11 protein-coding genes and 4 rRNA genes are annotated in these 14,298 nt (G+C 58.7%); 11 read left to right on the top strand and 4 right to left on the bottom strand.

Features of this window, described 5'->3' with window-relative positions:
* Positions 1 to 47: 47 nt before the first annotated feature.
* Positions 48 to 164 (top strand): 5S ribosomal RNA (rrf, locus tag B843_RS12610).
* A gap of 130 nt (positions 165 to 294) precedes the next feature.
* Here the strand turns inward: rrf (B843_RS12610) and B843_RS12605 are convergent.
* Complete coding sequence (locus B843_RS12605) at positions 295 to 1,350, bottom strand: pseudouridine synthase (protein WP_038595569.1); 1,056 nt, start codon at positions 1,348 to 1,350, stop codon at positions 295 to 297.
* Between B843_RS12605 and B843_RS14230 the strand changes: the two genes are divergently transcribed.
* From B843_RS14230 to rrf (B843_RS12585), 5 genes are all read left to right on the top strand, one after another.
* A complete protein-coding gene (locus tag B843_RS14230) occupies positions 1,286 to 1,417 on the top strand; it encodes a hypothetical protein (RefSeq protein ID WP_269319759.1) in 132 nt (43 codons plus the stop codon). The genes B843_RS12605 and B843_RS14230 overlap by 65 nt on opposite strands.
* A gap of 244 nt (positions 1,418 to 1,661) precedes the next feature.
* Positions 1,662 to 2,561 (top strand): universal stress protein, encoded by a 900-nt coding sequence (locus tag B843_RS12600; RefSeq protein ID WP_025253847.1) that lies wholly within the window; start codon positions 1,662 to 1,664, stop codon positions 2,559 to 2,561.
* Between the two features lie 589 nt (positions 2,562 to 3,150).
* A 16S ribosomal RNA gene (locus B843_RS12595) occupies positions 3,151 to 4,670 on the top strand.
* Between the two features lie 481 nt (positions 4,671 to 5,151).
* Positions 5,152 to 8,235: ribosomal RNA gene (locus B843_RS12590) — 23S ribosomal RNA — on the top strand.
* A gap of 100 nt (positions 8,236 to 8,335) precedes the next feature.
* Positions 8,336 to 8,452: ribosomal RNA gene (gene rrf / locus B843_RS12585) — 5S ribosomal RNA — on the top strand.
* Together the 16S, 23S and 5S rRNA genes form the textbook arrangement of a ribosomal RNA operon.
* 89 nt (positions 8,453 to 8,541) lie before the next feature.
* Here the strand turns inward: rrf (B843_RS12585) and B843_RS12580 are convergent.
* Complete coding sequence (locus tag B843_RS12580) at positions 8,542 to 8,937, bottom strand: VOC family protein (RefSeq protein WP_025253846.1); 396 nt, start codon at positions 8,935 to 8,937, stop codon at positions 8,542 to 8,544.
* A gap of 101 nt (positions 8,938 to 9,038) precedes the next feature.
* On the opposite strand from B843_RS12580, the gene B843_RS12575 reads away from it, so the two are divergent.
* The 3 genes from B843_RS12575 (at position 9,039) to B843_RS12565 (ending at position 11,428) form a co-directional block, all read left to right on the top strand.
* Entirely contained in the window at positions 9,039 to 10,253 is a 1,215-nt protein-coding gene (locus B843_RS12575) for an MFS transporter (RefSeq protein WP_025253845.1), read from the top strand.
* Between the two features lie 105 nt (positions 10,254 to 10,358).
* A complete protein-coding gene (locus B843_RS12570) occupies positions 10,359 to 10,619 on the top strand; it encodes a GlsB/YeaQ/YmgE family stress response membrane protein (protein ID WP_025253844.1) in 261 nt (86 codons plus the stop codon).
* Positions 10,620 to 10,792: 173 nt separating this feature from the next.
* Positions 10,793 to 11,428, top strand: a complete 636-nt coding sequence (locus tag B843_RS12565; RefSeq protein WP_025253843.1) for a TetR/AcrR family transcriptional regulator — start codon at positions 10,793 to 10,795, stop codon at positions 11,426 to 11,428.
* Here B843_RS12565 and yidC read toward each other — a convergent pair.
* Positions 11,425 to 12,564, bottom strand: a complete 1,140-nt coding sequence (gene yidC / locus B843_RS12560) for a membrane protein insertase YidC (RefSeq protein WP_025253842.1) — start codon at positions 12,562 to 12,564, stop codon at positions 11,425 to 11,427. The two genes, B843_RS12565 and yidC, sit on opposite strands and share 4 nt — an antisense overlap.
* Positions 12,565 to 12,709: 145 nt before the next feature.
* Between yidC and B843_RS12555 the strand changes: the two genes are divergently transcribed.
* Positions 12,710 to 13,549: a class E sortase gene (locus B843_RS12555; RefSeq protein ID WP_025253841.1), complete on the top strand. Its 840-nt coding sequence runs from the start codon at positions 12,710 to 12,712 to the stop codon at positions 13,547 to 13,549.
* On the top strand, positions 13,549 to 13,701 hold the full coding sequence (locus B843_RS13880) for a hypothetical protein (protein ID WP_025253840.1): 153 nt from the start codon (positions 13,549 to 13,551) through the stop codon (positions 13,699 to 13,701). The genes B843_RS12555 and B843_RS13880 overlap by 1 nt, the downstream gene beginning before the upstream one ends.
* Here the strand turns inward: B843_RS13880 and B843_RS12545 are convergent.
* Positions 13,698 to 14,285, bottom strand: coding sequence for a DUF2020 domain-containing protein (locus B843_RS12545; RefSeq protein WP_025253839.1), 588 nt, complete (start codon positions 14,283 to 14,285; stop codon positions 13,698 to 13,700). The two genes, B843_RS13880 and B843_RS12545, sit on opposite strands and share 4 nt — an antisense overlap.
* Positions 14,286 to 14,298 lie beyond the last annotated feature (13 nt).

Raw genomic sequence — 14,298 nt, 5'->3', positions numbered from 1 at the left:
TTCACTATGCAGTATCCCGCATAACACAAACACCACAAATTAATCGTGTCGGTGGTTATAGCATTGGGGACACGCCCGGTCCCATTCCGAACCCGGAAGCTAAGCCCAACAGCGCTGATGGTACTGCACCCGGGAGGGTGTGGGAGAGTAAGACACCGCCGACCAAAAACTCAAAAAACAAGAAGGCCCCTAGACACAACAGTCCAGGGGCCTTCAACGCGTTTGCGTCTGGTGCGGCTGTCAGGCGCCGATTGGCGATGTGCACCAGACACCGTTGGCGTCGACAAGCAAACGCTAGAGCACTCGCGTACTCTCGAACCTCTGCGCTTCGCCTGTAATGGGATCGACGAACTCGAGCTGGCGGGCCGTGAGGTGCATGGGGTGAGCGAACGACTCCTCGGTTTCCGGCAGCAGGCACGGGTAGGTGGGGTCACCGAGGATGGGGACGCCGGCGGCGAACATGTGCACCCGCAGCTGGTGGGTCTTGCCCGTGGCGGGTTTCAAAACGTATGTGGCAAGCTCCGCGTCCACTCCGTAGCGGGCCGCTAGCCGTTCGCTGCGTTCCTGGGGAAGGGGCTTGATTTCCGCGAGGAGGGTCTCGGAGTTTGCCTGCCCCTCGATGATCTCGGCCTGCATGACTCCTGGGATCTTCTCGATCCTGTGTCGCCAGACGGTCCCCGGCTCGATCGAGTAATCGTATGCCGCGACCGCCTCGTAGGTCTTCTGTGCTTTTCGCTCGGCGAACAGCGTTTGGTAAGCGCCGCGGTACTTCCGCTCCTTCGTGAACACCAAGACACCGGAGGTCAGCCGGTCGAGCCGGTGGGCTGGGGCGAGGTCCTCGATGCCCGTGGACCGGCGCATCTGCACCGTGGCGGTCTGCGTGATGTGCTTGCCCCTGGGCATCGTGGCGAGGAAGGGCGGCTTGTCCACGACGAGCAGCCTGTCATCCTCGTGGATGATCTCGCAGCTAAAGGGGATGGGGGCTTCCTCCGTCGGCATGCGATAGAACCATAGGTCGTCGTCAAGCGAAAGCAACGTGGACTGCGAGAGGACGGTGCCGCGTTGACCGCGTGAGGCAACGACCTGCCCCTGGGTGAAGCGCTCGCGGGCTGCTTCAACGGTGTCAGCGGGGTTGCGCCGGCGTTGAGTGGAGATGAGATGCCACAGGAAATCGAAGGCCGGTCGGCCGGCGAATTCCTCGGGGACGCGGGCGCGGGTAGGGTTCAACCCGTTTTTGATGGGGAGAGGTGCGTGCCCGCGGGGGATATGTATTACCCTGTTGTCCATGGATATTAATGCTATCGTGAACCCCCTTGTCGAATTCTTTAGCCAGGGCGTCGGCGCGGTGATCTTCAGCGTGATGAAGTTCTTCTACGCGCTGCTGTACCCGGCCAACTCTGAGGCCGCGCACGTGTAGTGACGTTAAACAGCAAAACCGAGTCAGAAATGGCTCGGTTTTTGACTTTTGGGGGTGGGGCAATAATACATTCCCCCAACTGGTATTAACCAGGGTAGCGCGGTGGATATATGGCGATACAATGGGAGGTGCCAACGCCGAGTGAGAGCTCGGCATCCATCCCCCGCTCGGGGCTTCGTGGAAGTCTCGGTGGGTCGACGCTTCTGGGCAGCTGCCTAGTGCGCACGAGAAAGGTCGATTCAAAATGACTGCTGAAGACATTGTTGTTGTTGCCGTCGATGGGTCCAGCGCCTCCAAGAATGCTGTGCGCTGGGCGGCCAACACCGCTTTGAAGCGCGGCATCCCGCTTCGCTTGGCGGCGGCGTACACGATGCCCCAGTTCCTTTACGCAGAGGGAATGGTTCCTCCCCAGGAGCTCTTCGATGAGCTGCAGAACGAGACCATGGAGAAGATCGAGGAGGCGCGTACCATCGCGCACGAGGTCGCCCCGGACATCAAGATCGGCTACACCATCGCCGAGGGTTCCCCGATCGACATGCTGCTCGAGATGAGCGACAACGTGACCATGCTGGTCATGGGCTCGCGCGGTCTGGGCGGTCTGTCCGGCATGGTGATGGGCTCGGTCTCGGGCGCGGTTGTCAGCCACGCGCACTGCCCAGTCGTCGTGGTCCGCGAGGACAACCACGTCACCGATGAGAACAAGTACGGTCCCGTAGTCGTCGGCGTGGACGGCTCGGACATCTCCCAGCGCGCGACGGAGTTCGCCTTTGCTGAGGCCAAGGCTCGCGGCGCCAAGGTCGTGGCAGTGCACACCTGGATGGACATGCAGGTTCAGGCCTCCCTCGCCGGCCTCGCCGCCGCGCAGCAGGAGTGGACCGTGATCGAGAAGGAGCAGACCGACCTGCTCCACGAGCGCCTCGCCCCGCTGCTCGAGCAGTACCCAGACGTCGAGGTCGAGATGGTGATCACCCGCGATCGGCCGATCCGCGCGCTGGTTGACAACTCCCAAGGCGCGCAGCTGCTGGTCGTTGGCTCGCACGGCCGTGGCGGTTTCCGCGGCATGCTGCTCGGCTCCACCTCTCGCGCTCTGCTGCAGTCCGCGCCGTGCCCGATGGTGGTCGTTCGCCCCAAGTCGGACAAGTAGTTTGTGAGCTAAAGGCGGTCGCAACGTTTGTTGCGGCCGTCTTTTATTTTTGCTTGTCGACGCCGTTGGTTTGGTGTGTGTGAGCTGGGGATTTGTGTTGTGGGGTGGGGGTGTGTAGCTTTATGTGAGTCGCCGCGACCGACAGCGCCCCCTCTTTTGGAGAGTGTGTGGCGGGAGGAAAACTAGCGGGACGAAACATATTTTTTCTCATCGGTTGACCATCCTTGTTGTTTGTGTGTGGTTGCTGGTGTGGTTGTGTTGTTTGAGAACTCAATAGTGTGCCAATTTTGTACTTTTTTTGTTGCTTGTTGGTGTGGTTTGTGTGTGCTGTTATGGTGTGGTGTGGCTGGCAAGTGTGGCTTGCTTGTTAAAGACTGTGCTGTGATGGTGGGTGCTTACTGGTACTGGTGAGTGGCTTTGTGTGTGCCTTTTTGCCCCGTCGGGTGGGTGCACATGTATCATCTATTTTTTTTGGACAATCATTTTTTATGCCATTGCACATTGTTTGTGTGGTGGTGTGCTGGTTGTTTGTTTTTTTTGCTTGGTTTTGGGCTTTCCCAGAATGTTGGACAAGGTTTTTTTCTTGTTTTTTGTGGAGAGTTTGATCCTGGCTCAGGACGAACGCTGGCGGCGTGCTTAACACATGCAAGTCGAACGGAAAGGCCCAGCTTGCTGGGTGCTCGAGTGGCGAACGGGTGAGTAACACGTGGGTGATCTGCCCCTGACTTCGGGATAAGCTTGGGAAACTGGGTCTAATACCGGATAGGACAATCGTTTAGTGTCGGTTGTGGAAAGTTTTTTCGGTTAGGGATGAGCCCGCGGCCTATCAGCTTGTTGGTGGGGTAATGGCCTACCAAGGCGTCGACGGGTAGCCGGCCTGAGAGGGTGGACGGCCACATTGGGACTGAGATACGGCCCAGACTCCTACGGGAGGCAGCAGTGGGGAATATTGCACAATGGGCGCAAGCCTGATGCAGCGACGCCGCGTGGGGGATGACGGCCTTCGGGTTGTAAACCTCTTTCGACAGGGACGAAGCTTTTGTGACGGTACCTGTATAAGAAGCACCGGCTAACTACGTGCCAGCAGCCGCGGTAATACGTAGGGTGCGAGCGTTGTCCGGAATTACTGGGCGTAAAGAGCTCGTAGGTGGTTTGTCGCGTCGTCTGTGAAATTCCGGGGCTTAACTTCGGGCGTGCAGGCGATACGGGCATAACTTGAGTGCTGTAGGGGAGACTGGAATTCCTGGTGTAGCGGTGGAATGCGCAGATATCAGGAGGAACACCGATGGCGAAGGCAGGTCTCTGGGCAGTAACTGACGCTGAGGAGCGAAAGCATGGGGAGCGAACAGGATTAGATACCCTGGTAGTCCATGCCGTAAACGGTGGGCGCTAGGTGTAGGGGTCTTCCACGACTTCTGTGCCGTAGCTAACGCATTAAGCGCCCCGCCTGGGGAGTACGGCCGCAAGGCTAAAACTCAAAGGAATTGACGGGGGCCCGCACAAGCGGCGGAGCATGTGGATTAATTCGATGCAACGCGAAGAACCTTACCTGGGCTTGACATATGCAGGATCGGCGTAGAGATACGTTTTCCCTTGTGGTCTGTATACAGGTGGTGCATGGTTGTCGTCAGCTCGTGTCGTGAGATGTTGGGTTAAGTCCCGCAACGAGCGCAACCCTTGTCTTATGTTGCCAGCACGTGATGGTGGGGACTCATGAGAGACTGCCGGGGTTAACTCGGAGGAAGGTGGGGATGACGTCAAATCATCATGCCCCTTATGTCCAGGGCTTCACACATGCTACAATGGTCGGTACAACGCGCTGCGAGCCTGTGAGGGTGAGCGAATCGCTGAAAGCCGGCCTCAGTTCGGATTGGGGTCTGCAACTCGACCCCATGAAGTCGGAGTCGCTAGTAATCGCAGATCAGCAACGCTGCGGTGAATACGTTCCCGGGCCTTGTACACACCGCCCGTCACGTCATGAAAGTTGGTAACACCCGAAGCCCATGGCCCAACCCGTTTGGGAGGGAGTGGTCGAAGGTGGGATCGGCGATTGGGACGAAGTCGTAACAAGGTAGCCGTACCGGAAGGTGCGGCTGGATCACCTCCTTTCTATGGAGTTTTATTTTGTGGTGGCAGGTTTGCCACCAAATTGTTTATTTTGTTTTTATCCAGGTGGATCACACCACTAAAGGATGTTTCCTTACAACATCGTGTTGTTGGTGCCTGCAAGTGTTGTGGGTGCGTAAAGGGGGGGCATCGTTGATCGTGGGAGTACACGTTAAACAAGTCGCACCTGTAAGGGTGGCAAAGAAAGTGCGTTGTGGTTGGCATGCTGTTGGGTGTCTGGAACATGCATGATGTGTGTTTCTGGTGGCCTGCATGATGCGGTGATGATCGTTTCCACGTTTGTGTGGTGGGTTGTTGTTGTGTGGTGTGGGTGTGTTGTGTGAGAACTGTATAGTGGACGCGATGCAATTTGTTTCCACCCCCTTTTATGTCGCTGCACTTTGTTGTGTGGTGTTGGGGGTGGGGGTTTGTTGTTTTTTATTCTTTGTTCTTAGTGTTTTTTGTTTGTAAGTATCTGTTGTTGTGTTGTTTGGTTAAGGGCACACGGTGGATGCCTTGGCAGCTTAAGCCGATGAAGGACGTGTAAGGCTGCGTTAAGCCTCGGGGAGTTGCCAATAGAGCGTTGATCCGAGGATGTCCGAATGGGGAAACCTGGCCGTGGTTATGTGCGGTTACCTGCCGATGAATTCATAGTCGGTGTGGGGGTTACGCGGGGAAGTGAAACATCTCAGTACCCGTAGGAGAAGAAAATAAATAATGATTCTGCTAGTAGTGGCGAGCGAACGTGGATGAGGCTAAACCATGCGCATGTGATACCTGGCAGGGGTTGTGTGTGTGGTGTTGTGGGGTTTCGATGTTTTTAGTCTGCCAGCTAGAAGCCATTTTTATCATTGCGCGAGCGGAAGTGGTTTGGAATGACCTGCCGTAGAGGGTGACAGTCCCGTACGTTGATGTGTGATGGTGGTGGTTGTTGTTGTCCCCGAGTAGCAGCGGGCTCGTGGAATCTGCTGTGAATCTGCCGGGACCACCCGGTAAGCCTAAATACTTAAGTTGACCGATAGCGGATCAAGTACCGTGAGGGAATGGTGAAAAGTACCCCGGGAGGGGAGTGAAATAGTACCTGAAACCGTGTGCTTACAATCCGTCAGAGCCTCTTTGTGGGGTGATGGCGTGCCTTTTGAAGAATGAGCCTGCGAGTCAGCGGCATGTCGCGAGGTTAACCCGTGTGGGGTAGTCGTAGCGAAAGCGAATCCTAACCAGGGTGTTTGTAGTGGCATGTTCTGGACCCGAAGCGGGGTGATCTACCCATGGCCAGTGTGAAGCAGCAGTAAGATGCTGTGGAGGCGCGAACCCACTTAGGTTGAAAACTGAGGGGATGAGCTGTGGGTAGGGGTGAAAGGCCAATCAAACTCCGTGATAGCTGGTTCTCCCCGAAATGCATTTAGGTGCAGCGTCGTGTGTTTCTTCCTGGAGGTAGAGCTACTGGTTGGTTGAGCGGGACCACAATCTTAGCAATGTCAGCCAAACTCCGAATGCCAGTGAAGTCAGAGTACGGCAGTGAGACTGCGGGGGATAAGCTCCGTTGGTCGAGAGGGAAACAGCCCAGATCGCCGGTTAAGGCCCCTAAGCGTGTACTAAGTGGGAAAGGATGTGGGATCGCGAAGACAGCCAGGAGGTTGGCTTAGAAGCAGCCACCCTTGAAAGAGTGCGTAATAGCTCACTGGTCGAGTGGTTCTGCGCCGACAATGTAGTGGGGCTCAAGTACACCGCCGAAGCCGCGGCAATCAGTTTTTCTGGTTGGGTAGGGGAGCGTCGTGCACGCTGTGAAGCGCCCGGGTAACTGATGGTGTGGAGTGTGTGCGAGTGAGAATGCAGGCATGAGTAACGACTGATATGTGGAAAACATATCCGCCGGATGACTAAGGGTTCCTGGGTTAAGCTAATCTTCCCAGGGTGAGTCGGGACCTAAGGCGAGGCCGACAGGCGTAGTCGATGGACAACGGGTTGATATTCCCGTACCCGTGTATATGCGCCCACTGGTGAATCATGGATACTAACCACCCAAAACCACACGTTGTCAACTTGTTGATTGTGTGTGGGGCTGCGTGGGACCTGACGTGGTAGTAGCCAAGCGATGGGGTGACACAGGTTGGTAGCCAAGCCACTTATTGGATTGTGGTGTAAGCGTGCAGCCCGCAACGAGAGGTAAATCCGCGTTGCATATAAAGGGTCAGGCGTGATGCGTACCCATTTTTTTGGGGATGTTGGTGATCCTGTACTGTCAAGAAAAGCCTCTAGCGATGTGTATACATGGCCCGTACCCATAACCGACACAGGTAGTCAGGTAGAGAATACTAAGGCGTTCGGGTGAACTGTGGTTAAGGAACTCGGCAAAATGCCCCCGTAACTTCGGGAGAAGGGGGACCACTGCTGGTGACAGACTGGTTGAGCTGGTGGTGGTCGCAGAGAATAGAGGGAAGCGACTGTTTATTAAAAACACAGGTCCGTGCGAAAACGTGGAAGTTGATGTATACGGACTGACGCCTGCCCGGTGCTGGAAGGTTAAGAGGACCTGTTAGCCCACCCTTGTGTGGGCGAAGCGGAGAATTTAAGCCCCAGTAAACGGCGGTGGTAACTATAACCATCCTAAGGTAGCGAAATTCCTTGTCGGGTAAGTTCCGACCTGCACGAATGGCGTAACGACTTCCCTGCTGTCTCAACCACAGGCCCGGTGAAATTGCAGTACGAGTAAAGATGCTCGTTACGCGCGGCAGGACGAAAAGACCCCGGGACCTTCACTATAGCTTGGTATTGGTGTTTGGTTCGGTTTGTGTAGGATAGGTGGGAGACTATGAAACCTCATCGCTAGGTGGGGTGGAGTCGCAAGTTGAAATACCACTCTGATCGGATTGAGCACCTTAACCTTGGCCCATGATCTGGGTTGGGGACAGTGCCTGGTGGGTAGTTTAACTGGGGCGGTTGCCTCCCAAAATGTAACGGAGGCGCCCAAAGGTTCCCTCAGCCTGGTTGGCAATCAGGTGTTGAGTGTAAGTGCACAAGGGAGCTTGACTGTGAGAGTGACGGCTCAAGCAGGTACGAAAGTAGGGACTAGTGATCCGGCACCTACGTGTGGAAGTGGTGTCGCTCAACGGATAAAAGGTACCCCGGGGATAACAGGCTGATCTTCCCCAAGAGTCCATATCGACGGGATGGTTTGGCACCTCGATGTCGGCTCGTCGCATCCTGGGGCTGGAGTAGGTCCCAAGGGTTGGGCTGTTCGCCCATTAAAGCGGCACGCGAGCTGGGTTTAGAACGTCGTGAGACAGTTCGGTCTCTATCCGCCGCGCGCGTTGAAACTTGAAGAAGGCTGTCCCTAGTACGAGAGGACCGGGACGGACGTACCTCTAGTGTGCCAGTTGTCACGCCAGTGGCAGGGCTGGTTAGCTACGTACGGAAGGGATAACCGCTGAAAGCATCTAAGCGGGAAGCCTGTTTTAAGATGAGGTTTCACTTGAGGTACCCCACAGACTATGGGGTTGATAGGCCAGACCTGGAAGCACCGTAAGGTGTGAAGGCGACTGGTACTAATTTACCGACAAACAACCAACACACATAATCAAACAAAACAAGAACAAAACAAAAACAACACAACGTATCGCGTTCACTATGCAGTATCCCGCATAACACAAACACCACAAATTAATCGTGTCGGTGGTTATAGCATTGGGGACACGCCCGGTCCCATTCCGAACCCGGAAGCTAAGCCCAACAGCGCTGATGGTACTGCACCCGGGAGGGTGTGGGAGAGTAAGACACCGCCGACCAAAAACTCAAAAAACAAGAAGGCCTCGACAGGAACCCCCTGCCGAGGCCTTCGTTGCTATAGACGTCGAAAAGCAAAAAGCACAGTGTGCTACTCGCCGAAGTTGAACTGCCAGGTGATGCCGTACTTGTCGCGCACGATGCCAAATCGCGCGCCCCACTGCTGCTGCTCGAACTTCATCTCCACCGATCCGCCCTCGGCCAACTGCGCGATCTGCTTCTCGGCCTCGGCGGCCTCGTCCTCGGTGCCCATGACGGAAAGACTGAATCCCTGGTAGCGTTCTGCGGCCTTGTCGGAGTCCGCGGCCATGAGGTTCCAGCCCTCAGTGCGCAGGAATGCGTGCATGATGCGATCGTGCTGCTCGGGCGGGAGGCCGAAGTCCTTGCCGGTGACGAGGTCGAGCTGGCCACCGAGGACTGACTGGTAGAAGGTCATGGCTTCGCGGGCATTGCCGGCGAACGCGAGGTACGGAGTCAATGTAGTCATGCTTCTTTAACGGCGAGGGGACGTGAACGGTTTTGTGGTTTTATTCGCGCAGCATGGGGGCGCTTTTGCGATACAGCAGTCAGCGTATTTAGACCGGTTGCATGACGCAGAAGACTCCCACCAGCCTTCCCGTGGCCGTCGGTTTCGGTTTCATCGCCTGCCTCCTGTACGGCTTCAACGGCGGCACCCGAACGAATATGGGAATCCTGCTCGCTCCGCTCATGGAGCATTCACACTCGAGCTACGCGCAGGTGAGCTTCGTGTTTGCGGTGATGAACCTCGTGTTTGGCGCGGTGCAGCCGCTCATGGGAATGCTGGCGCTTCGTACGTCGAACCGCTTCGTCATGAGTATGGGCGTGGTTCTCATCTTCTGTTCCCTTGCGGCGCTGCTTGTCTCGACATTGTTCCCGCTGCTCATGATGTCTCTCGGCGGGCTGTACGCGATCGGGTCTGGGGCGGTTGCCTTCGGGCTCGTTCTCGCCTCTGCCACCTACTTCGTGGGTCCGGAGCGCGCGATGCTCGTTGCGGGCATGCTCAACGCCGCGGCTGGGCTCGGCTCCTTCGTCTTGGCGCCAGTCATGCAGTCGTTTATCGACGCCAATGGCCTGACCGGTGTCGCCGGCGCGATGCTGGTGCCGGTGGCGTTGCTTCTGCCGATCGCGTGGGTGGTGACCTCCAGGGATCCCAAACGGGTGGCCGGGGTACATTCGACGCCCATCCGCTGGGGCGAGGTGGCACGTCACCGAGTATTCGTCTTCCTGTTCCTCGGGTTTTCCACCTGTGGCTTCCACATGGTGATTATCGAAAGTCACCTGTTCAACGAGTTCGTGAAGGACGGGATCCCCGCGCAGCAGGCCTCGTGGGCCTTCTCCCTTTACGGGATCGCCACGATCACCGGCGCGCTCCTGTCTGGGTGGCTGTCGACCAGGATGTCGATGGGGAGGCTGCTCGTGTACTACTACGGGTTTCGGGCTGTGTGGACGCTGGCCTTTTTATTCATCATGCCGCACACGGTCCCTTTTGCGGTGCTGTTCGCCATTGGGCTGGGCATGACGGGCGACGCGACGGTCTCGCCGACGGCGGGGTTGGTCAACCGCTACCTCCCCTTGTCCTGGGCCCCGACGCTCATCGGCCTGCTCCTCCTCATTCACCAGGTGGGGGCGTTTTTCTCGGCGTCTTTGGGCGGCGTTCTCCTGGACTGGAGCGAGAGCTATGTCCCGGTGTGGCTCATCGACGTCGTCCTGTGTGTTTTCGCCGCGATCATGAGCGCAATGATCGGCCGCGGGACGGCGACCGTGGTGCGCGCTTCGCAATAGTGGAGCGTGCAGGCGGGTTCATTTCCAACTAGGGTGGGAATACGGGCACGCATCCATGCAATGCCCACTATGAGGGGCGCCACCGCGCTCCAGGAAGGAACCACCATGCTTACCTTGGGCTTTTTCGGATGGATCATCATCGGCGGCTTGGCAGGTTGGATCGCCTCCAAGATCAAGGGAACCGATGCCCAGCAAGGCATCCTCCTTAACGTCGTGGTCGGCGTCGTCGGCGGCCTCCTCGGCGGCTGGCTTCTGAGCCTCTTCGGCGTCGACGTCGCGGGTGGCGGCCTCATCTTCAGCTTCATCACCTGCCTGATCGGCGCGGTGATTCTCATCTCGATCGTGCAGCTGGTCCGCAGGAAGTAGCGGATACACATTCCCTTCACCCCGGCGTCGAGGCGCCGGGTTTGTTCATGCCTTGGTCACAATTAGACAGGCAAAGGTGAACTAGACCAACCGGTTTGTATATAGTGGAATGTGCCAGCTTATGGCCCCTAATCGGACGGGCGAGAAAACAGCGGAAAGGAATGGTCGAGATCGTGGCCGAGGAGAAAGCGACTAAGGCAGGAAAGACGGCGTCCAAGAGGCGCAATCGTCCTAGCCCGCGTCAGCGCCTGCTCAGCAGCGCGACCGCCCTGTTTACCACCGAGGGCATCCGCGTCATCGGCATTGACCGTATCCTCCGCGAGGCCGACGTGGCCAAGGCTTCCCTGTATTCCCTCTTCGGATCCAAGGACGCGCTGGTCATCGCCTACCTCGAGGCGCTCGATGCCAAGTGGCGCGAGGACTACGCCGCGAGGACCGCGGGCATGAAGGACCCAGCCGACAAGATCCTGGCCTTCTTCGATCAGTGCATCGAGGAGGAGCCGGCGAAGGACTTCCGCGGCTCCCACTTCCAGAACGCCGCGAACGAGTATCCGCGCCCGGAGACCGACAGCGAGCGCGGCATCGTCGCCGCCGTCATGGCGCACCGCAAGTGGTGCATCGACACGCTCACCGACCTGCTCGAGGAAAAGAACGGCTACCCAGGCAACACCCAGGCCCAGCAGCTCATGATCTTCCTCGACGGCGGGCTTGCTGGGGGTCGTCTCAACCGTTCGGTCGACTCGCTTAAGACCGCGCGCGAGCTCGCGGTCCAGCTGCTGTCCGCGCCGCCGGCGGACTACTCGATCTAGGCTTCCTCTTCGTCCTGACTTGGCTGGGGGTCCTCCCCGGCCTTTTCCTTGGCCTTTTCTTCCCTCCGGCGCGCGCTGAGTTCCCGCATCGCCGTTGACTTCTGCTTTCGGAGGGCCTTGGCGTCCTCCTGCGCCTGCTTCCGCTTGGCGAGTAGCTCCTCGTACTCCTCCTTGGCCGCCTCGTCACGGCGGGCCTTGCGCTTGAGCTGCTTGAGTAGCTTGTCTTCCTGCTTGGACTCAACCTTCGCCTGCTTGATCGCGGCCTTGCGCTCGCGCTGGAACTCCAAGTAGTCCTCGTCGTAGGGGTACTTGAGGCGGATTCCGGTGTAGAGGATGGCGTTCTGGATGAGCGTCCAGAGGTTGTTGGCCACCCAGTACAAGACGATGGCCACGGGGATGGGGCCGTTGACGCCTCCGTTGTAGATCGCCCACGGCGCCAGCAGGATCATCGCGAGCAGGAAGCGGTTGAGGCGGATGGCCAGCTTGGAGTCGCGGTCGAGCGAGTAGCCGTTGCGGATGACCGACATCACCATGTTGAGGAAGGTGAACACGCAGGCGGCGAGGACGAACGGCAGCGTGAAGTCGTGAACCGCCTGGGCGGTGGTGCCCAAGTGCGCCAGCTCGGCGTCGCCAAGCTTGGAGTAAGCAGGCAGCGGGATGTCTGCGATGCGCGACTGAAGGAAGCTCGTGACATCACCGCCGCTCAGCATTCCGATCGGCGCGTGGACCTGCGAATCCAGCCCCTCCGCCGGGCGCGCCATGCGCAGCAGCACCTGGTAGAGACCCAGGAAGGTGGGGATCTGAATGAGGGCGGGCACGCAGCCCGCCGACATGTTGTAGCCGTACTCCTCGCGGATCTCCTTCTGCCGCTGCTGGTAGTGCTCCAGGGTGTCCGCGTTGGGGTTCTTCTCGTACTCCTTTTCGAGCTTGCGCAGCTTGGGACGCATGAGCACGGTGATCCGGCCCGCCTTGAGCTGCATCCAGCTAAACGGCGCGATGATCGCTCGAACCGTGACGACGAGGCCGAAGAGCGACAGCGCCCACGCCGTCGAGTCGTTGATACCGAGGCCGCTGGTGAGAAGAATGTGCCACGCCTTCATCACGGCGGAGACGGGGTACATGAACAACTCAAGCATGGGGGGACAAATGTCCTTTCACGGTACTGACGAAAAACCAGGGCGCAGAGCGCCACACTGAAATCGTAGCCGCTTATGCGCAGAAGTGGGAGGAACCGAGAATCTTGGCTACACTTTCCATAGGTATTCCAAGACTTAAGAATTGCTGAGGAAAAGCGTGGCCCCAACTGGTGCGAGACACGCGCGCCCTGCGCGTCGGAAAGCGGACTTCTTGCAGATCACCGGCGAGTTGCTGCTGACGCTCGGCGTGGTCTTTTTCCTGTTCGCCTTCTACGAGGCCTACTGGACGAACATCGCCTCCGGGAAGGAGCAGGCGCAGGCCTCGGAGCAGCTCAACCAGCAGTGGGGCGAGCGGGTCAACCCGCGCCAGAAGATCACACCGGAGCTGGGCTCGGCGTTCGCGCGCATGTACATCCCGAGCTTCGGCTCCGACTTCCAGTTCGCCATTGTCGAGGGCACGGAGGACTCTGACCTCGAGGCGGGGCCCGGCCACTATGTCAACACCCCGCTTCCGGGCGTTCCGGGCAACTTCGCCGTCGCTGGTCACCGAGTGGGCAAAGGCGCGCCGTTTAACGACCTAGGAAACCTGAAGGTGTGCGATGCCGTGGTCGTCGAAACGCAAACCGCATGGAACGTCTACCGTATCTTGCCGATCGACTCCAGCGGCGATCAGCGCAGGCAGGAGGCCGCCGGGTGCCTGAGCGACAAGCAAGTCGACGAGGTAACCACGGGCGCCTACGCGAACGTTCAGGGTAGGTACATCACCGACCCGGGCGACGTGTCGACGATTGCTGCGATCCCGGGAACCGACCTGGCGCAGACCGCCGACCAGACCCCGGACCCGACGCAGGAGTCGCTCATCACGCTGACCACCTGCCACCCGCAGTTCTCGAACGCGGAGCGCATGATCGTCCACGGGATGCTCACCGAGCAGATCCCGAAGAACTCAAGCGGCACCCGACCAGCAGTATTGGAGGAAAGCTAATGTACGGATTGCTGTGGGACGTCATTCCGGGACCGTGGTACGTCAAGCTCCTCGTCACGATCGCGCTCGCGGTGGGGGTGTTCTTCCTGCTCATGGAGGTCGTCTTCCCCTGGGTGTCCACGCTGATGCCCTACAACGACGTCTCCGTCTAGAGCCCGAGGTTGGTGATGACCTCCTTGGCGATGAGCTCGGCCTTGAGCGACTGCTGCTGGTTGGAGAAGACGACGACGGCCACGGGGCCTTTCTGAACCGCGTAGATGGCGCCGTTCTCGTTGCCGATGCGGCCGCCCGACCAGCCCTCCGGCTCCTCGGCGGGCTCGGTGGTGTTGATGGGTGCCGCCCAGTCGACGACGGCGATGGCCTCGTCGGTGGAGTGCATGTGCCGCACGATGACCGTGGCCTGGGGGTCGTCCGGGTAGGACCAGAACACGCAGGCGGGGGTGTCGAAGCGGGTGTCGATGCCCTGGCCGGTCATGCGCTGGCCGTTGGTGTCCGCCACCCAAGTAGAGTCGAGGTAGGGGCAGTCGACGAAGCCGTCCTTGCCGTCCGGAACCTCGGGCATCGCATCGACTGGCAGGTTCTGGTCGAGAACCTCGGTGGAGACGGCCTCGGACGGGGCGGCGGTGGCCTGCTGCGAGGGGGCCTGCGAGCTTGATCCGCAGGCGGAGAGGATCACACCTGCGAGGGTGCAGGCGAGGAGGGGGAGCACACGACGGGCAGGTAAGGTACGACTCATGAGTCTAAGCCTA

The sequence above is a fragment of the Corynebacterium vitaeruminis DSM 20294 genome, assembly GCF_000550805.1.
Taxonomy (GTDB): Bacteria; Actinomycetota; Actinomycetes; order Mycobacteriales; family Mycobacteriaceae; genus Corynebacterium; species Corynebacterium vitaeruminis.
This window is presented reverse-complemented; position numbering and strand designations above follow the sequence as displayed.

What these genes read in the sequence shown, in the direction of transcription:
- B843_RS14230 (WP_269319759.1), top strand. Translation starts at nt 1,286, where the DNA reads ATGGATATTAATGCTATCGTGAACCCCCTTGTCGAATTCTTTAGCCAG.
- B843_RS12600 (WP_025253847.1), top strand. Translation starts at nt 1,662, where the DNA reads ATGACTGCTGAAGACATTGTTGTTGTTGCCGTCGATGGGTCCAGCGCC.
- B843_RS12580 (WP_025253846.1), bottom strand. Translation starts at nt 8,937, where the DNA reads ATGACTACATTGACTCCGTACCTCGCGTTCGCCGGCAATGCCCGCGAA.
- B843_RS12575 (WP_025253845.1), top strand. Translation starts at nt 9,039, where the DNA reads ATGACGCAGAAGACTCCCACCAGCCTTCCCGTGGCCGTCGGTTTCGGT.
- B843_RS12570 (WP_025253844.1), top strand. Translation starts at nt 10,359, where the DNA reads ATGCTTACCTTGGGCTTTTTCGGATGGATCATCATCGGCGGCTTGGCA.
- yidC (WP_025253842.1), bottom strand. Translation starts at nt 12,564, where the DNA reads ATGCTTGAGTTGTTCATGTACCCCGTCTCCGCCGTGATGAAGGCGTGG.
- B843_RS13880 (WP_025253840.1), top strand. Translation starts at nt 13,549, where the DNA reads ATGTACGGATTGCTGTGGGACGTCATTCCGGGACCGTGGTACGTCAAG.
- B843_RS12545 (WP_025253839.1), bottom strand. Translation starts at nt 14,285, where the DNA reads ATGAGTCGTACCTTACCTGCCCGTCGTGTGCTCCCCCTCCTCGCCTGC.